Source organism: Streptosporangium sp. NPDC000563 (assembly GCF_040299985.1).
GTDB lineage: Bacteria > Actinomycetota > Actinomycetes > Streptosporangiales > Streptosporangiaceae > Streptosporangium.
The window spans coordinates 300156-314080 of the sequence record NZ_JBEPDA010000006.1 but is presented as its reverse complement, the minus strand read 5'-3'; the positions used below and the strand labels follow the sequence as shown (position 1 = coordinate 314080).

At 69.7% G+C, this 13925-nt stretch carries 12 protein-coding genes; 6 read left to right on the top strand and 6 right to left on the bottom strand.

Features of this window, described 5'->3' with window-relative positions; all coding sequences use genetic code 11:
* Positions 1–39 precede the first annotated feature (39 nt).
* A complete protein-coding gene (locus tag ABT352_RS18520; RefSeq protein WP_350946059.1) occupies positions 40–1677 on the bottom strand; it encodes an ABC-F family ATP-binding cassette domain-containing protein in 1638 nt (545 codons plus the stop codon).
* A gap of 333 nt (positions 1678–2010) precedes the next feature.
* Between ABT352_RS18520 and ABT352_RS18515 the strand changes: the two genes are divergently transcribed.
* A complete protein-coding gene (locus ABT352_RS18515) occupies positions 2011–2745 on the top strand; it encodes a hypothetical protein (RefSeq protein WP_350946058.1) in 735 nt (244 codons plus the stop codon).
* A gap of 177 nt (positions 2746–2922) precedes the next feature.
* The gene (locus ABT352_RS18510) at positions 2923–4074 is read left to right on the top strand and encodes an acyl-CoA dehydrogenase family protein (protein ID WP_350946057.1); all 1152 of its coding nucleotides are present in this window, start codon (positions 2923–2925) and stop codon (positions 4072–4074) included.
* A gap of 51 nt (positions 4075–4125) precedes the next feature.
* On the opposite strand, the gene ABT352_RS18505 is transcribed toward ABT352_RS18510, so the two are convergent.
* The 4 genes from ABT352_RS18505 to ABT352_RS18490 all read right to left on the bottom strand — a co-directional run bounded on the left by ABT352_RS18505 (position 4126) and on the right by ABT352_RS18490 (position 9189).
* A complete protein-coding gene (locus ABT352_RS18505; protein ID WP_350946056.1) occupies positions 4126–5166 on the bottom strand; it encodes a family 2 encapsulin nanocompartment cargo protein polyprenyl transferase in 1041 nt (346 codons plus the stop codon).
* 57 nt (positions 5167–5223) lie between these two features.
* Positions 5224–6609, bottom strand: a complete 1386-nt coding sequence (locus tag ABT352_RS18500) for a family 2B encapsulin nanocompartment shell protein (RefSeq protein ID WP_350946055.1) — start codon at positions 6607–6609, stop codon at positions 5224–5226.
* Positions 6610–7201: 592 nt separating this feature from the next.
* Entirely contained in the window at positions 7202–8395 is a 1194-nt protein-coding gene (locus ABT352_RS18495) for a glycosyltransferase family 4 protein (protein ID WP_350946054.1), read from the bottom strand.
* Positions 8392–9189 (bottom strand): sulfotransferase family protein, encoded by a 798-nt coding sequence (locus ABT352_RS18490; RefSeq protein ID WP_350946053.1) that lies wholly within the window; start codon positions 9187–9189, stop codon positions 8392–8394. Before ABT352_RS18490 ends, ABT352_RS18495 begins: the two co-directional genes overlap by 4 nt.
* Before the next feature lie 296 nt (positions 9190–9485).
* Between ABT352_RS18490 and ABT352_RS18485 the strand changes: the two genes are divergently transcribed.
* Positions 9486–9971 carry a hypothetical protein gene (locus ABT352_RS18485; protein ID WP_350946052.1) on the top strand — a complete coding sequence of 162 codons (486 nt, stop codon included), beginning with the start codon at positions 9486–9488 and terminating at the stop codon, positions 9969–9971.
* 217 nt (positions 9972–10188) lie between these two features.
* Positions 10189–11055: an NAD(+)/NADH kinase gene (locus ABT352_RS18480; protein WP_350946051.1), complete on the top strand. Its 867-nt coding sequence runs from the start codon at positions 10189–10191 to the stop codon at positions 11053–11055.
* Positions 11056–11209: 154 nt separating this feature from the next.
* Here the strand turns inward: ABT352_RS18480 and ABT352_RS18475 are convergent, their stop codons facing one another.
* Positions 11210–11917 carry a FadR/GntR family transcriptional regulator gene (locus ABT352_RS18475; protein ID WP_350946050.1) on the bottom strand — a complete coding sequence of 236 codons (708 nt, stop codon included), beginning with the start codon at positions 11915–11917 and terminating at the stop codon, positions 11210–11212.
* A 202-nt stretch (positions 11918–12119) separates the two neighbouring features.
* Between ABT352_RS18475 and ABT352_RS18470 the strand changes: the two genes are divergently transcribed.
* The gene (locus ABT352_RS18470; RefSeq protein ID WP_350946049.1) at positions 12120–12920 is read left to right on the top strand and encodes a transketolase; all 801 of its coding nucleotides are present in this window, start codon (positions 12120–12122) and stop codon (positions 12918–12920) included.
* The gene (locus ABT352_RS18465; protein WP_350946048.1) at positions 12913–13917 is read left to right on the top strand and encodes a transketolase family protein; all 1005 of its coding nucleotides are present in this window, start codon (positions 12913–12915) and stop codon (positions 13915–13917) included. The genes ABT352_RS18470 and ABT352_RS18465 overlap by 8 nt, the downstream gene beginning before the upstream one ends.
* Positions 13918–13925 lie beyond the last annotated feature (8 nt).

Sequence of the window (13925 nt, the reverse complement as noted above, 5' to 3'; positions counted from 1 at the left end):
GAAAGTTACGTCATCAGTCAGGTCCCGCGAGCGTCTCGGTCACCTTTCGGCGATCCGGCCCTCGTCGACGTGGATCCGCCGGGTGGTGTGCACCGCCTCCAGCATCCGGCGGTCGTGGGTGACCAGCAGCAGCGTACCGGGATAGGAGGCGAGCGCGGACTCCAGCTGCTCGATCGCGGCCAGGTCCAGGTGGTTGGTCGGCTCGTCCAGCACGAGCAGGTTCACCCCGCGCGCCTGGAGCAGCGCGAGCGCGGCCCGGGTCCGCTCCCCCGGCGAGAGGGTGGCGGCCGGGCGCGGCACGTGCGCGGCGCGCAGGCCGAACTTGGCGAGCAGCGTGCGGACGTCACCGGGGACCATGTCGGGCACGGCCGCGCCGAAGGCGTCCACCAGGGGTTCGTCACCGAGGAAGAGCCCGCGCGCCTGGTCCACCTCCCCGACGACCACGCCGGGACCGAGCGAGGCGTTGCCCTCCTCCAGCGGGAGCCGGCCCAGAAGCGCCGCGAGCAGGGTGGACTTGCCCGAGCCGTTCGCGCCGGTGATCGCCACCCGCTCCGCCCAGCCGACCTCCAGGTTCACCGGGCCGAGGGTGAACGTGCCGCGCCGGACCACGGCGTCGCGCAGCGTCGCGACGACGGCGCCCGACCTCGGCGCCACCGCGATCTCCATGCGCAGCTCCCACTCCTTGCGGGGCTCCTCCACCTCTTCCAGCCGCTCGATCATCCGCTCGGTCTGGCGGGCCTTCGCCGCCTGCTTCTCCGTCGTCTCGGTACGGAGGTTGCGGCCGATCTTGTCGTTGTCGGGCGCCTTTCGCCGCGCGTTCTTGACGCCCTTCTCCATCCAGGCGCGCTGCATCCCCGCGCGCTGCTTGAGGGAGGCGACGGTGCCCGCGTACTCCTCGTACTCCTCGCGGGCGTGCCGACGGGCGACCTCGCGCTCGGCGAGGTATGCCTCGTAGCCGCCGCCGTGCACCCTGACCAGCTGCTGGGCGAGGTCGAGCTCGACGACCCTGTTCACGGTCCTGGCCAGGAACTCGCGGTCGTGGCTGACCAGGACGGTCCCGGCGCGCAGCCCGGTGACGAAGCGTTCGAGCCGCTCCAGCCCCTCCAGGTCGAGGTCGTTGGTGGGTTCGTCCAGCAGGAAGACGTCGTATCGGCTGAGCAGCAGGGAGGCCATGCCCGCCCGCGCGGCCTGGCCGCCGGAGAGCGCCGTCATCGGCCGGTCGAGCTCCACGGCGAGGCCGAGTTCGGCGACGACCTCGGCGGCCCGGTCCTCCAGGTCGGCGCCGCCCAGGGCGAGCCAGCGCTCCAGACCGGTGGCGTAGTCGTCGTCGGCGCCCGGGGCGCCCTCCACCAGCCCCTGGGTCGCGGCGTCCAGCGCGCGCTGCGCGGCGGCCACCCCGGTACGGCGGGCCAGGAACTCCGCGATCGTCTCGCCCGCGCGGCGCTCACGCTCCTGGGGCAGGTAGCCGACCGACGCCGAGGGCGGGCTGAGCCGCACGGAGCCGTGCTCGGCGGGCAGCAGCCCCGCGAGGATCCGCAGCAGGGTTGACTTGCCCGCGCCGTTCACCCCGACCAGGCCGACGATGTCACCGGGGGCGACCACCAGGTCGAGCCCGGTGAAAAGCGCGCGGTCGCCGTGTCCGGCGGCCAGGTCCTTGGCGACGATGGTGGCACTCATACGCAAACGCTATCCGTCCGGCGACACCGCGACACCACACCCCAATTGTCCGTTATGTCCGGTTAGTGATACCGAACCCACCCGCGACCCCTCCGCCCCACAAAGGGAATTCCGACAAATCGGATATAACAGACTTGCTTCAAATAAATTTTCGGGACCCGGCGTCCGACGCCTGACCTGGCCGTTCCCGCCCAGAAACGTTACCTTACGGAGACTTAAACCTCCTTTTTTGGAGATTTTTGGCAACATCACCCGCTTCTGTGTCGTCTTATGGATGCGGGAACGGTCAACCCTGACCGTCTCCTGAAACGGGGAGAAGAGGAAAGCGTCTTGATGAAACGAATCGCCATCGGCCTGCTGTCGACCGCGGTGGGCAGCTCTCTGCTCCTGTCCGCGGGAACGGCCTCCGCGGAGCGAGTCGCTCTCAGTGTGCGCATCGACAACATCGACCCGAACCCGGTCGTCGTGAAGGGAGACGACGACACGAGGGTCTCCATCGAGGTCCGTACCACCGAGGCCACCCGCGTCGAGCTTCGCCTCAGGCCGGTCTCCGACCAGGCCCGCACCATGGCCGCCCAGGAGCCCAGGCTCCTGCACAAGGGCGACCTGTGGCGCTTCACGACCAGCTTCGACGAGAGCGACTTCGAGGGTCGCTGGGTCGCGATCGCCGACGCGTACGACAAGGACGGCAAGAAGGTGACCGACGAGGTCAACTTCTCCGTCGTGCACGAGAAGGCCGAGAAGGCCGAGACCCGCGTCTACCGGTTCTCCGCGAACCCCGAGCGCGTCCGCAAGGGCCGCTCGGTCTACTTCACCGGCAGTCTCCAGGTCGACGACAGGCGCTGGAAGGGCGTACGCGGCGAGGAGGTGGAGATCTACTTCCGCAAGCGCGGCTCCAGCGCCTGGAAGTACGTGACCTCCGCCGACACGAACTGGCAGGGTAAGTTCCGCGCCAAGGCCCGCGCGACCAAGAGCGGCGACTACCGCGCGATCTTCGACGGCACCGACAAGCTCGAGGAGAGCCGCAGCCGGACCGACGGGGTGCGTGTTTACACCCGCCGCTGGTAGTCCCGCCTGAGGCCGCGTCGCGGCCGGGTGACGCCTGACGGCGACCGACGTGAAGGCCCGGGCATCCCCCGGGCCTTCACCGTCTCCGGCATCGTCTCCGGCGTGTTCCGCTTGATGCCCCGGCTTTCGGGCATTCGGCCAAGACAGGGACACGACTACCGGAGGGGAGCCGCGCCGATGACGACCGGTGATTTCTATGACTACTTCGACCTGCTGGAGGGGCACGAGAAGGAGATCGTGCTCCGGGTGCGGGAGTTCATGGCGCGCGAGGTCGCGCCCATCGCGAACGAGTCGTGGACCAACTCCCGCTTTCCCCACGAACTGGTTCCCGGGTTCGCCAAGCTTGACATCGCGGGCCTGTCCTATCGGGGAGCGCGGAGCCTGCTGACCGGGTTCGTGGTCCTGGAGATGAACCGGGTGGATCCGTCGATGGGCACGTTCTTCGGTGTCCACAACGGCCTCGCGATGGGCAGCGTCGACCGGCTGGGCTCGGAGGAGCAGCGAGAGCGGTGGCTGGCGCCGATGGCCGCGATGGAGAAGATCGGCGCGTTCGCGCTGACGGAACCCGAGGGGGGTTCCGACGTCGCGGCCGGACTGCGCACGACGGCCCGCCGCGAGGGCGACATGTGGGTGCTCAACGGGGCCAAGCGCTGGATCGGCAACGCGACCTTCGCCGACCTGATCGTGGTGTGGGCGAAGGACGAGGCCGACGGCGCAGTCAAGGGATTCGTGGTCGAGAAGGGTACGCCCGGCTTCGCCGCGACGAAGATCGAGAACAAGATAGCCCTGCGGACGGTCCAGAACGCCGACATCACCCTCACCAACTGCCTGGTGCCGGAGATCAACCGGCTGCAGAAGGCCAACGGCTTCCGCGACACCGGCGCCATCCTGCGGCAGACCCGGGGAGGCGTGGCGTGGCAGGCGGTGGGGTGCATGATGGGCGCCTACGAGCTGGCGCTGGAGTACGCCGGGACGCGCGAGCAGTTCGGGCGGCCGATCGCGGGGTTCCAGCTCGTGCAGGACCTGCTCGTGCGGATGCTGGGCAACATCACCTGCTCACTGGGCATGGTGGTGCGGCTGGCGCAACTCCAGGACGCGGGCGTCTACAAAGACGAGCACTCGGCGATGGCCAAGGCCTTCTGCACGGCGCGGATGCGCGAGGCCGTGGGGTGGGCGAGGGAGATCCTGGGCGGTAACGGCATCGACCTCGACTACGACGTCGGCCGGTTCGTCGCCGACTCCGAGGCGATCTACTCCTACGAGGGGACGCGGGAGATCAACACCCTGATCGTGGGACGGGCGATCACCGGCATCGGCGCCTTCGTCTGAGGGCTCCACCGAGGAGACGAACGCGGAGGCGCCCGCCCGCCTCCGCACCGTCTAGTGGTCGCGGCGGGTGACGAGACGAGCGAGGGTGGTCAGCTCCGCGGCGGGCCGGGGCGGCGCACCCACTGCCTCCAGGTGACGCAGTGCCCGCGCGAGCAGCTCGTCGGCCTCCACCCGCGTCCAGTCGCGCCCGCCCGCGGCCTCGACGAGCGTGGCCGCGTGGACCAGCTCGTCGTCGGAGAGCGGCTGCTCCCGGTGGTAGAGCCCGGCCAGCTCCCGTCCGGCCGGGGTGCCCGAGGTGAGGGCCGCGACGACCGGGACGGACTTCTTGCGGCTGCGCAGATCCGAGTGGACGGGCTTGCCGGTCGTCGCGGGATCTCCCCAGATGCCGAGCAGGTCGTCGACGAGCTGGAACGCGAGCCCCAGGTCCCTGCCGAAGGCGACGAGGTGCTCGACCTGCTCGGGAGTGCCACCGCCGAACAGCGCGCCGAGCCCGCACGCGCACCCCAGCAGGGCCCCGGTCTTACCGGTCGCCATGCTCAGGCAGTCGGCCGGCCCGACATCCCGGCGATCCTCGAAGGCGACGTCCGCGCTCTGGCCGTCCAGGAGCTCCTGCACGGCGGTGCTGAATATCCGGGTCGCCTCGGCGGTCGCCGGGTGCCCTCCGGTCGCGAGCACGTCGAAGGCGAGCGTCAGCAGCGCGTCACCGGCCAGGATCGCCGGGCTGACGCCGAAGACGGCCCAGGCCGTGGGGCGGTGGCGGCGGGTCCGGTCACCGTCCATCACGTCGTCGTGCAGCAGGGAGAAGTCGTGCACCAGCTCGACGGCCGCCGCCGGTCGAAGGGCCGAGACGGCGGTCCCCCCGACGGCTTCGGCCGAGAGCAGGGCGAGCGCGGGACGGAGCGCCTTGCCCCCGCCGATCGTGGACGGCCTGCCCTGCTCGTCCCACCAGCCGAACTGGTATCCGGCGATTCGCCGCATCGAGGCGGGCAGCGTGTCGGCCGCCGGGCGCAGGGTCGCCTCGACCATGTCCCGGCTCCAGGCGAGCACCTCACCCGCGGACCGCCCGTTCGTCGACATCTCGATGGTCGTCATCCTTGCTCTCCCTCGCTCAGCGGCCGGCCCGAAGGTGGTGGGTCGCCCGGCCCGTCCTCAGTGGCCGATCTCGACGTCTTCCAGGATGCCGAGCGCGTCGGGCACCAGGACGGCGGCGGAGTAGTAGGCGCTGACCAGGTAGGAGATGATCGCCTTCTCGCTGATGCCCATGAAGCGAACCGACAGGCTCGGCTGGTATTCGTCCGGGATGCCGGTCTGGTGCAGGCCGATGACCCCCTGGTTGTCCTCTCCGACGCGCATCGCCAGGATCGAGGTGGTGCGGGTGGAGGTGATGGGGATCTTGCTGCAGGAGAAGATGGGGACGCCGCGCCAGGCGGGCACCCCGCTGCCGCCGACGTCGACGCCCTGCGGGTAGAGTCCGCGCGCGTTGCACTCGCGGCCGAAGGCGGCGATGGCGTGCGGGTGGGCGAGGAAGAAGCTCGTGCTCCTGCGACGGCTGAGCAGCTCGTCGAGGTCGTCGGGGGTGGGCGGGCCGCTGCGGGTGTGGATCCGCTGCTTGAGGTCGGCGTTGTGCAGCAGCCCGAACTCGCGGTTGTTGATCAGCTCGTGCTCCTGGCGCTCGCGCAGCACCTCGATCGTGAGCCGGAGCTGCTGCTCGATCTGGTCCATCGGGTCGTTGTAGAGGTCGGCCACCCGGGTGTGCACCCGCAGGACCGTCTGCGCGACGCTCAGCTGATATTCGCGCGGGGTGAGCTCGTAGTCGACGAACGTGCCCGGCAGGTCGGCCTCTCCCGCGTGCCCGGCGGCCACCTCGACGGCGGCCTCGCCGTACTTGTTCTGCGGCCCGCGCTCGGCCGTCTCCCGCTGCCGCAGGTGGGCCTGGAGCGGCTCGGCCTGCCCTGCCAGCTCAAGGAACGCGTGCCGGGGCAGGACCATCGCCGTGCCACTGGTGACCGCCTTGGCGGTGAACGGCCACTCGCCCTCGTCACCGACGAGCGCGTCGTCACCGAAGTGGTCGCCCGCGGCGAGCACGGTCAGCACGATCTCGTCGCCGTACGGACCCGTGCCGAGCTTGTTGACCTTGCCGTGCGCGATGAGCACGACCTCGTCGGCCGGCTGTCCCGCCTCCACGAGCACGTCGCCGGCCTGGAAGTCGCGCTGGACGAACCTGCCCGCCAGCGCGTCGAGGACGTCGGAGTCGTCGAACCCGCGCAGCAGGGGCAGCTCGCACAACTCGGCCGGGATGACCGCCACCTGCGACCCCGAGTTGGTGAAGCTCACCCGCCCGTCACCGATCGTGTAGCTCAGCCGCCGGTTGACGCGGTAGGTGCCGCCCGAGACCTGCGTCCAGGGGAGCATCCGCAGCAGCCACCGTGAGGTGATCTCCTGCATCTGGGGAGTCGACTTGGTCGTCGTCGCCAGGTTACGCGCGGCGTCCGTACTCAAGCTCAGCTGCGACCGGCCAGCCTCGAACTCCGTCACAACACACCACCGATCCGTACTCGTATCTGACAGGGGAGAAAAAGACATGAAACAGCCAGGGGGGAACGTCAATTACCCGCGACAGAAACGGCAGAATCGTTGACCCCCCGATGCGCGGAGCCGGATACGGCCCGCCATCGTGGACGCCTCAATATTGGGAGGTCCTTAAATAACCTGTCAAGCATTGACTACGATCCGGCCGGCAATTAAAAAAGTCGCCATCGCCAAATGCCCGAAAAACATTGAATGTCTTGTTCATCGCGGCGCCGCACGCATACGACGGGCTCCGCGGGCCGGGGTGTCCGCCATGACGGACACGGCATCACGCATCCTCGGCGACCGGCGCCGCGACGCGGAAACCCCTCGCGTGAAACGGGCCCAGGTCACGTCCTCGCGACCTGGGCGCACCCCGGACAGGCCGGCGGCCGATCCCGGACGCTCCCCGGTCGTCCCGGACACGCCCATATCCCGGGCGCCCGGACACACCCGCGGCCTCGCACGAAAACGCGACGGCACAGCGACGAAAAATGCGAAATATGAACCAGAGCGACATTTCCCTTAAAAGCGGAAAGTCGGGCAAAGCTGGTAAGTATTACCGTTCCGGCGCGCGGTCCAGAAGCTCGGCGAACAGGTTCTCCCAGAGCGGCATGACCACCTCGGGCGTGTAGTCGCGCGCGGTGACGATCGCGGCGGCCCCGATCCGCTCCCGCAACTCCCGGTCCTCGATGAGCCGGACCATCGCCGCCGCCAGCGCGTCGACGTCCTTGGGCGGGACGAGCAGCCCGTCGACGCCGGGGGTGAGCACGTCGGCCGGGCCGGTCGGGCAGTCGAAGGCGACCACGGGCAGCGCCTGGGCCATCGCCTCGATCATCACCATCGGCAACCCCTCGAACCGCGAGCTGAGCACGTAGAAGGACGCCTTGGCCAGCTCCTCGTCGAGGTGCTCGGTCCGTCCCATCAAGGTGACGTTGTCGCCCAGCGCGTGCTCCTTCAGGAGCTCGCGCAGCTTGTCCTTCTTCGGGCCGGTGCCGTAGATGCGCAGCCGCCAGTCCGGGTGGCGGTCGACGACCTGCCGGAACGCGGGGATCAGCAGGTCGAACCCCTTCTGCCCGACGAGCCGCCCGGCCGCGACCGCGAGCCTCCCCTCCCGTTCGGCGGGCGGCTGCCGCACCGGGCCGACCGCGTTGGGTATCCGCACGACGGGGGTGTCGGGCAGAAGCTCCTGGTATTCCTTCCTGTCGGTCCCGGTGAGCACGGCCACCGCGTCCAGGCCGCCGTAGTGGCGGGCGATCGCCGACCGGACCGCCGCGGGGTGGGTGGCCAGGTTCATGTGTTCCTGGGCGACCCTGACCACGCTCGCGGGAGTGCGCCGGGCGGAGATGAGGTTCAGCGCGGGACGGGTGGTGACCAGGATGCCGTCCTGGAGCGCGGAGACGTACTCGATGACGGCCCGCTCCACGCGCTCGGTGAAGTAGGAGGCCGCGAACTCCCCCGCGGGCACGATCTTGCCGCGGATCCGCCGCCAGGCCTTGCGTCCCACCGAGTCGACCGGCCTGGCCTCCCGCTGGTCCGACAGCGCCAGGAGACGGACGCGCTCGTCGATCGGGAACTGCGGGCTCTCCCTGCGGCGCACCACGCTGACGATCTCGACCTCGTGTCCGGCCGCGGCCATCGCGTTCGCCTGGTTGATCACCGTGCGGATCGTTCCACCCATGCCGTACGCGTGCAGGAGCATGTAGCGGATCTTCATCGCACCGGGAGCTCCGGGCACCCCCGGGGCCGTCACGCGGGCTCCGCGGCGCGCGGCAGGTATCCCCAGTTCTCACACATCGGCCTGAGCGGCTCGGGGATCTCCTCCGTCGTCGGCAGTTCGCGCGCGGGCTGCACGCTCCCGGAGCGGATCTTGTCCTTCCAGTCGCCCAGCCCCTTCTCCAGCACGGACTGCTCCCCGTACGTCAGCATCTCCGGCTCCCAGGGAACGCCGAGGAAGTCACACAGGCGGCGCCCCTCGGTCTCGGGGTCGGCGGTCAGGTCCTCGTAGCGCACGGTGCACCCGCTGAGCGCCCCCCGGGCCCGCTGCACGGCCTTCATGTAGCGAAGGGCGTCGAGCGCCGCCTCCTCGGGCGTCCTCTTGCCCGCGCCCGCCTCGTACCACGAACTCGCGATGGACGCCGGGTGGCGCAGCAGGAAGACGAACCGGGCGTCCGGCCAGCACGCGGCGATCCGCCGGTACGCGAAGGCGTTGGCCGGAGTCTTGTCCACGACGAACGTCTTGCCGCTTTTGACCAGCTCGCGGTGCAGCACGCGGTCCCACAGCAGGTGTTCCAGGTCGGCCCGGTCGTGCCCGAGCGCCCCCATCGCCTTCTCCGCCAGCGAGGTGCCGAACTCCACCCGCAGCCTTCGGACGTGCAGCTCGTGCGGGGCGTGCAGCATGGAGTGGGCGTTGAGCAGGACCCTCAGCAGCGTGGAACCGGACCGCACCGGCGAGAGGATGAAGATCGGGGCGATCAGCAGCCGGTCGATCTTCGGGTCCGAGGGCGGCCTGAACGATTCCTCCGCCGCCGCCGCGGGTGCCCTCACCGCCACCGGTGGACCAACTTTTCCTACTCGGTTAAGCTGGAATCCGGTGAGCCTGACAAGTGCGTTGTTTGCCTTGCGCTGCCAGTCCATGCCCAGGGAGGGTAGCCACCTTTCCTGGCATTTAACTGTGTGTTCACTCAAGACCACCTCTTCGCGCACGGCCCGAAGCCGGTGATTCACGCTCTCCACCCGGGGTAGGGACACGTTCCCACAGCTCAGAGGGCATGCAGCCGACAGCGACCGAGCTCCGGCACACCGCCCCGAGCACCGCCGCCGCCCCGCGAGGAGGAGATCGGGTGACCCACGACGTACGGCCGGAGACGGCCTCCTCCCGAACCTCGCCCGACGCCTCGTCCCGCGTCGATGCCGCAACCGAGGCCGACAGCAGTGCCGACAGCAGTGCCGATACCGGGGCCGATATCGAGGTCGACGACGCGACCGCCGAGGCCCTGGGCAAGCTCTCCGAGGCCTTGGAGACGACCCAGAGGGCTCGCGGACACCTCTACTCCTTCCACCAGCTGACCGGCCACGCCGACCTGCAACTCGACGAGGCCGTGGAACTGCTGCGCGCCGCGGGTCACCCCGAGATGGCCGACATGGTGACCCGCGAGCTGATCGGCCTGGACGTCATCCCCGACAGGTGGACCTTCCAGATCGTGGAGGAGTACGAGGACGGGTACCACGCCGCCTTCACCGGCGTGGAAAGGCGGATCAGGGAGCGGCTCGCCGGCGGGCGCCGCCACCTCCACGAGGCGCGGATGAAGAAAAGGCGCCAGGGCTGAGGCTCTCCACCTCCGCCACCCCCGAAAGCCCCCACGCCTGGAAGCCCGTTCCTCGCCGCCGAACCCTTATCTGTGCCCGGCGCTCGCACCTGTGCCCGCACTCACCGCGGGGCCTGCCGCCCAAGGGCTCGCCCGCTCCTCGCCGCCGTACCCCGATCTCGCGGACCGCGGGATTCGGCGTACGGATCCGATGGCGGCTCCCCGTACAGTGTGAGGCATGGGGATGGTCAAGACCGTGGGACTGGTTCTGCACCCGCAGCGCGATTCGAAGGTGGCCATCGACACGATCGTGGAGTGGGCCCGCGCCCGCGACGTCACGGTGCTCGGGCTGCCCGACGAGGTCGGGCGCATCGACTGCAGCGCCGTCGCGGTCGACGCCCCCACCCTGGTCGACCGCGCCGACCTGCTCGTCAGCCTCGGCGGCGACGGCACGATGCTGCGCACCATGCGGCTCGCCTCGGAGCGCAAGCTCCCCGTCCTGGGCGTCAATCTCGGCAAGCTGGGATTCCTCGCGGAGATCGACGTCGACGAGCTGCCTCCCGCGCTGTCGGCCATCGACAACCACGACTACAGCGTCGAGCCGCGCATGGCGGTGCGGGCGACCCTGCCCGACGGCACGACGATGACCGCGTTCAACGACATCGCCCTGGTGCGGATACCGGGTGACGGGCTGTCGGCGGTGTCGATCACCGTGGAGGGCCATCCCTTCGTGCGCTACGCGGCCGACGCGGTGATCGTGGCCACCCCCACCGGGTCGACCGCCTACAGCTTCTCCGCGGGCGGCCCCATAGTGTCGCCGACGGTCGAGGGGTTCCTGGTGGTTCCCGCCGCCGCGCACTCGTCGTTCAACCGGGCCCTCGTGCTGTCGGCCGACGAGCGGGTGGTGCTCGACCTGCTGCCGACGAGCGGACGACTCGCCGTGGAGGTGGACGGCGCGGTGGCCGCGCACCTGACACCCGGGGACGCGCTCGGTATCACCGCGATCCGCGCCGCCGCCTGGGTGGTCAGGCTCGGCCCCAAGAGCTTCTACGACCGCGCCCGCCGCAAGCTCCGCGTCAACGGCAGCGCCGAGGTCGACCAGTAGCCGGATCTCGTCGTGGCGGAGCCGACACCTCAGGTGGCGACCGTCCTGTCACAGGGACCTCACCCGTGCCGGCCCGAGGGCCGGATCACCCGTCCGCCGTCTTTCCCGGCGTGAGCCCCTCAAGGCATGCGGCCCGCGATGTTTTCTCGCGACGCTAACGGCGGCTGCGCTCGATGTGCTGGAGCATCACCTCGTGGTGGTGACGGATCGCGGCGCGGGTGGCGGTGTCGTCACCGGCGGTCATCCCGTCCAGGATGGGCTTGTGAATGGCCATCTGAGCGTCGGCGCTGTCCGGTAACAGCCAGTCGGGGATCAGGTCCCTGTTGACCCAGTCGTCGTACTCGTAAGAGATGATCGCGGTGTGGACCGCCTCGTAGATCGAGGTCAGGAACGGGTTGCCGGAGGTCCGGACGACCGCCGCGTGGAAGACCGTGTCGGCGGCGATCCACGCCGACGTGCCGTGGGCCATGCTCTCCTTGAGGCGTTGCAGCGCCGACCTCACCTCGGCGAGGTCGGTTTCGGGGTTTCGCAGCCCTTCGGTCGCGCCCAGCGTCTCCAGCCAGAGCCTCAGGTCGACCAGGCGTGACAGGGACTGCCTGTCGAGGTCGAGCATCAGGTTGACGGAGGCGGCCAGGCCCGACTCCGGGCGGCGCATCACGTACGCTCCCGAGCCCTGCTTGATCTCGACAAGCCCCATGAGCGACAACGTGCGCAAGGCCTGGCTGACGATCGGCCGACTGGCGCCGAACATCTCCGCGAGGTGGCGCTCCGACGGCAGGCGCGCGCCTTCGGCGATGTCCTGGGTGATGATGAGCTGTCGAATCTGCTCGGCGACGTCGTCTGCGAGCCGGCTGGTCGACACGGTTCGGACGGCCCCGAACTCCACAACCTTGCGTGGGCGTGAACCGTTTTCGTGGTCCGCCAGCGCCATGGATTCCTCCAGTTTGACCAAGACGAGAGAGAGCGTACGCCCGCCACGGAACCGCCAGGAAGAGGGCTTGACACGGCATAAGCTCTGTGGTTGTACTAAAGCGGCATAGCCACTTTACCACTAGAGAGCAGACATGGACCAAAAAACCGAGTCACTCGCCGCGTTGGCCGACCGCATCCGGCTTCACGCCGTGCGGATGGTGGCGACGCATGGGCTTGGCTATCTGGGACAGGCGCTGTCGTCGGCCGAGATCCTGGCGACCGTCTACGGCAGGGTGTACCGACCCGAGGTGGACCGCATCGTGATCTCACCGGGCCACTATGTGATCGGAGCGTTCGCGGCGGCGGCCGAGTGCGGCCTGCTCGATCCGGCCGCGCTCGCGACCTACGGTCACGACGGCTCGCGTTTGGAGGCGATCGGCACGGAACGCTCCCCCTCGATCGACCTCACCTGCGGATCGCTGGGTCAGGGCCTGTCCGCCGCGGTCGGCTTCGCGCTCTCCGACCGGCTGCTGGGCCGCACCGACGCCAGGACCGTGGTGCTCGTCAGCGACGGCGAGTTGGAGGAGGGCCAGGTCTGGGAGGCGGCGATGTTCGCCGCCCACCACGGGCTCGGCGGCATCATCGCGCTCGTCGACGCGAACAACTCCCAGGTGGACGGCCCGGTCGCGGAGATCACCACGATCGAGCCCGTCGCCGACAAGTGGCGCGCGTTCGGGTGGCACGCCCAGGACGTGGACGGCCACGACATCCAGGCGCTGGAGTCCGCGCTCGATAAGGCCGTCCGGTCCGACCGCCCCGCGGTCGTCACCGCCAGGACCGCCACGACCACCGGCCTGGACTGTCTGCCCAGCACCATCGACGGACACTTCGTCAAGCTCCCCCCGAAGTTGGCCGAGCAGGCCGTCGCCGAACTGGAGGCCCGCCTTGCGTAGACCGCCGTACCCCACAGTCCTGAAACCGTACGGCAGGACACTGCTGGATCTGGCCCGCGTCGACGAGCGGATCGTCTGCCTGTCCGGAGACCTGACCCGTCAGTGCGAGATAGACCTGTTCCGCGACGAGCTGCCGGAACGTTTCGTCAACGTCGGCATGGCCGAGGCCAACATGATCGGCATCGCCGGGGCGCTGGCCCGGGCCGGTCACGTGCCGTTCGTGCACACCTTCGGCGTCTTCGCCACCCGGCGCCCGTTCGACCAGATCGTCAACGCCGTCGCGTACCCGAACCTGCCGGTGCGCATCGTCGGCTTCATGCCGGGCATCTCCAGCCCCGGTGGCCCGAGCCACCAGGCCATCGAGGACGTGGCGCTGATGCGTGCGCTGCCCAATCTGACGGTGATCGACGCCGCCGACGCCACGGAGATCCAACAGGTCGTGCCCGCGATCCTCGACCATCCGGGCCCGGTCTACCTGCGCCTCAAGCGCGGTGAGATCCCGGTGATCTTCGAGGAGGGGTACGAGTTCTCGATGCACCGCGCCCAGCGGCTGCGGACGGGTGGCGACGCGGTGATCGTCGCCAACGGCATGATGCTTCCCTCCGCCATTGTCGCCACCGACATACTCGCCGCCACCGGGATCGACTGCGGCCTCGTGCACGCCCCCGTGGTCAAGCCGCTGGACGCCGCCACGGTGGTGGACGCCGCGGCCGGGGTGCGCGCGGTCGTGACCGCGGAGAACCACACGATCGTCGGCGGCCTGGGGTCGGCGGTCGCCGAGGCCCTGGCCGAGGCCGGGTCGGGCGCCAGGCTGCGCCGGGTCGGCCTGCGGGACACCTTCGCCGAGGGCGCGCTGACCGCCCATCACCTTTTCCAGACCTACGACCTCACCACCCAGTCGATCGTCGACGCGGTGTGGGGTGTGCTCAAGCCAGGCGGCCCCGCGCCGGTCGCCCCGACAAGTCCCGCCGCCGTCGGCGAGTACTCACCAGTCTGATACGGGAG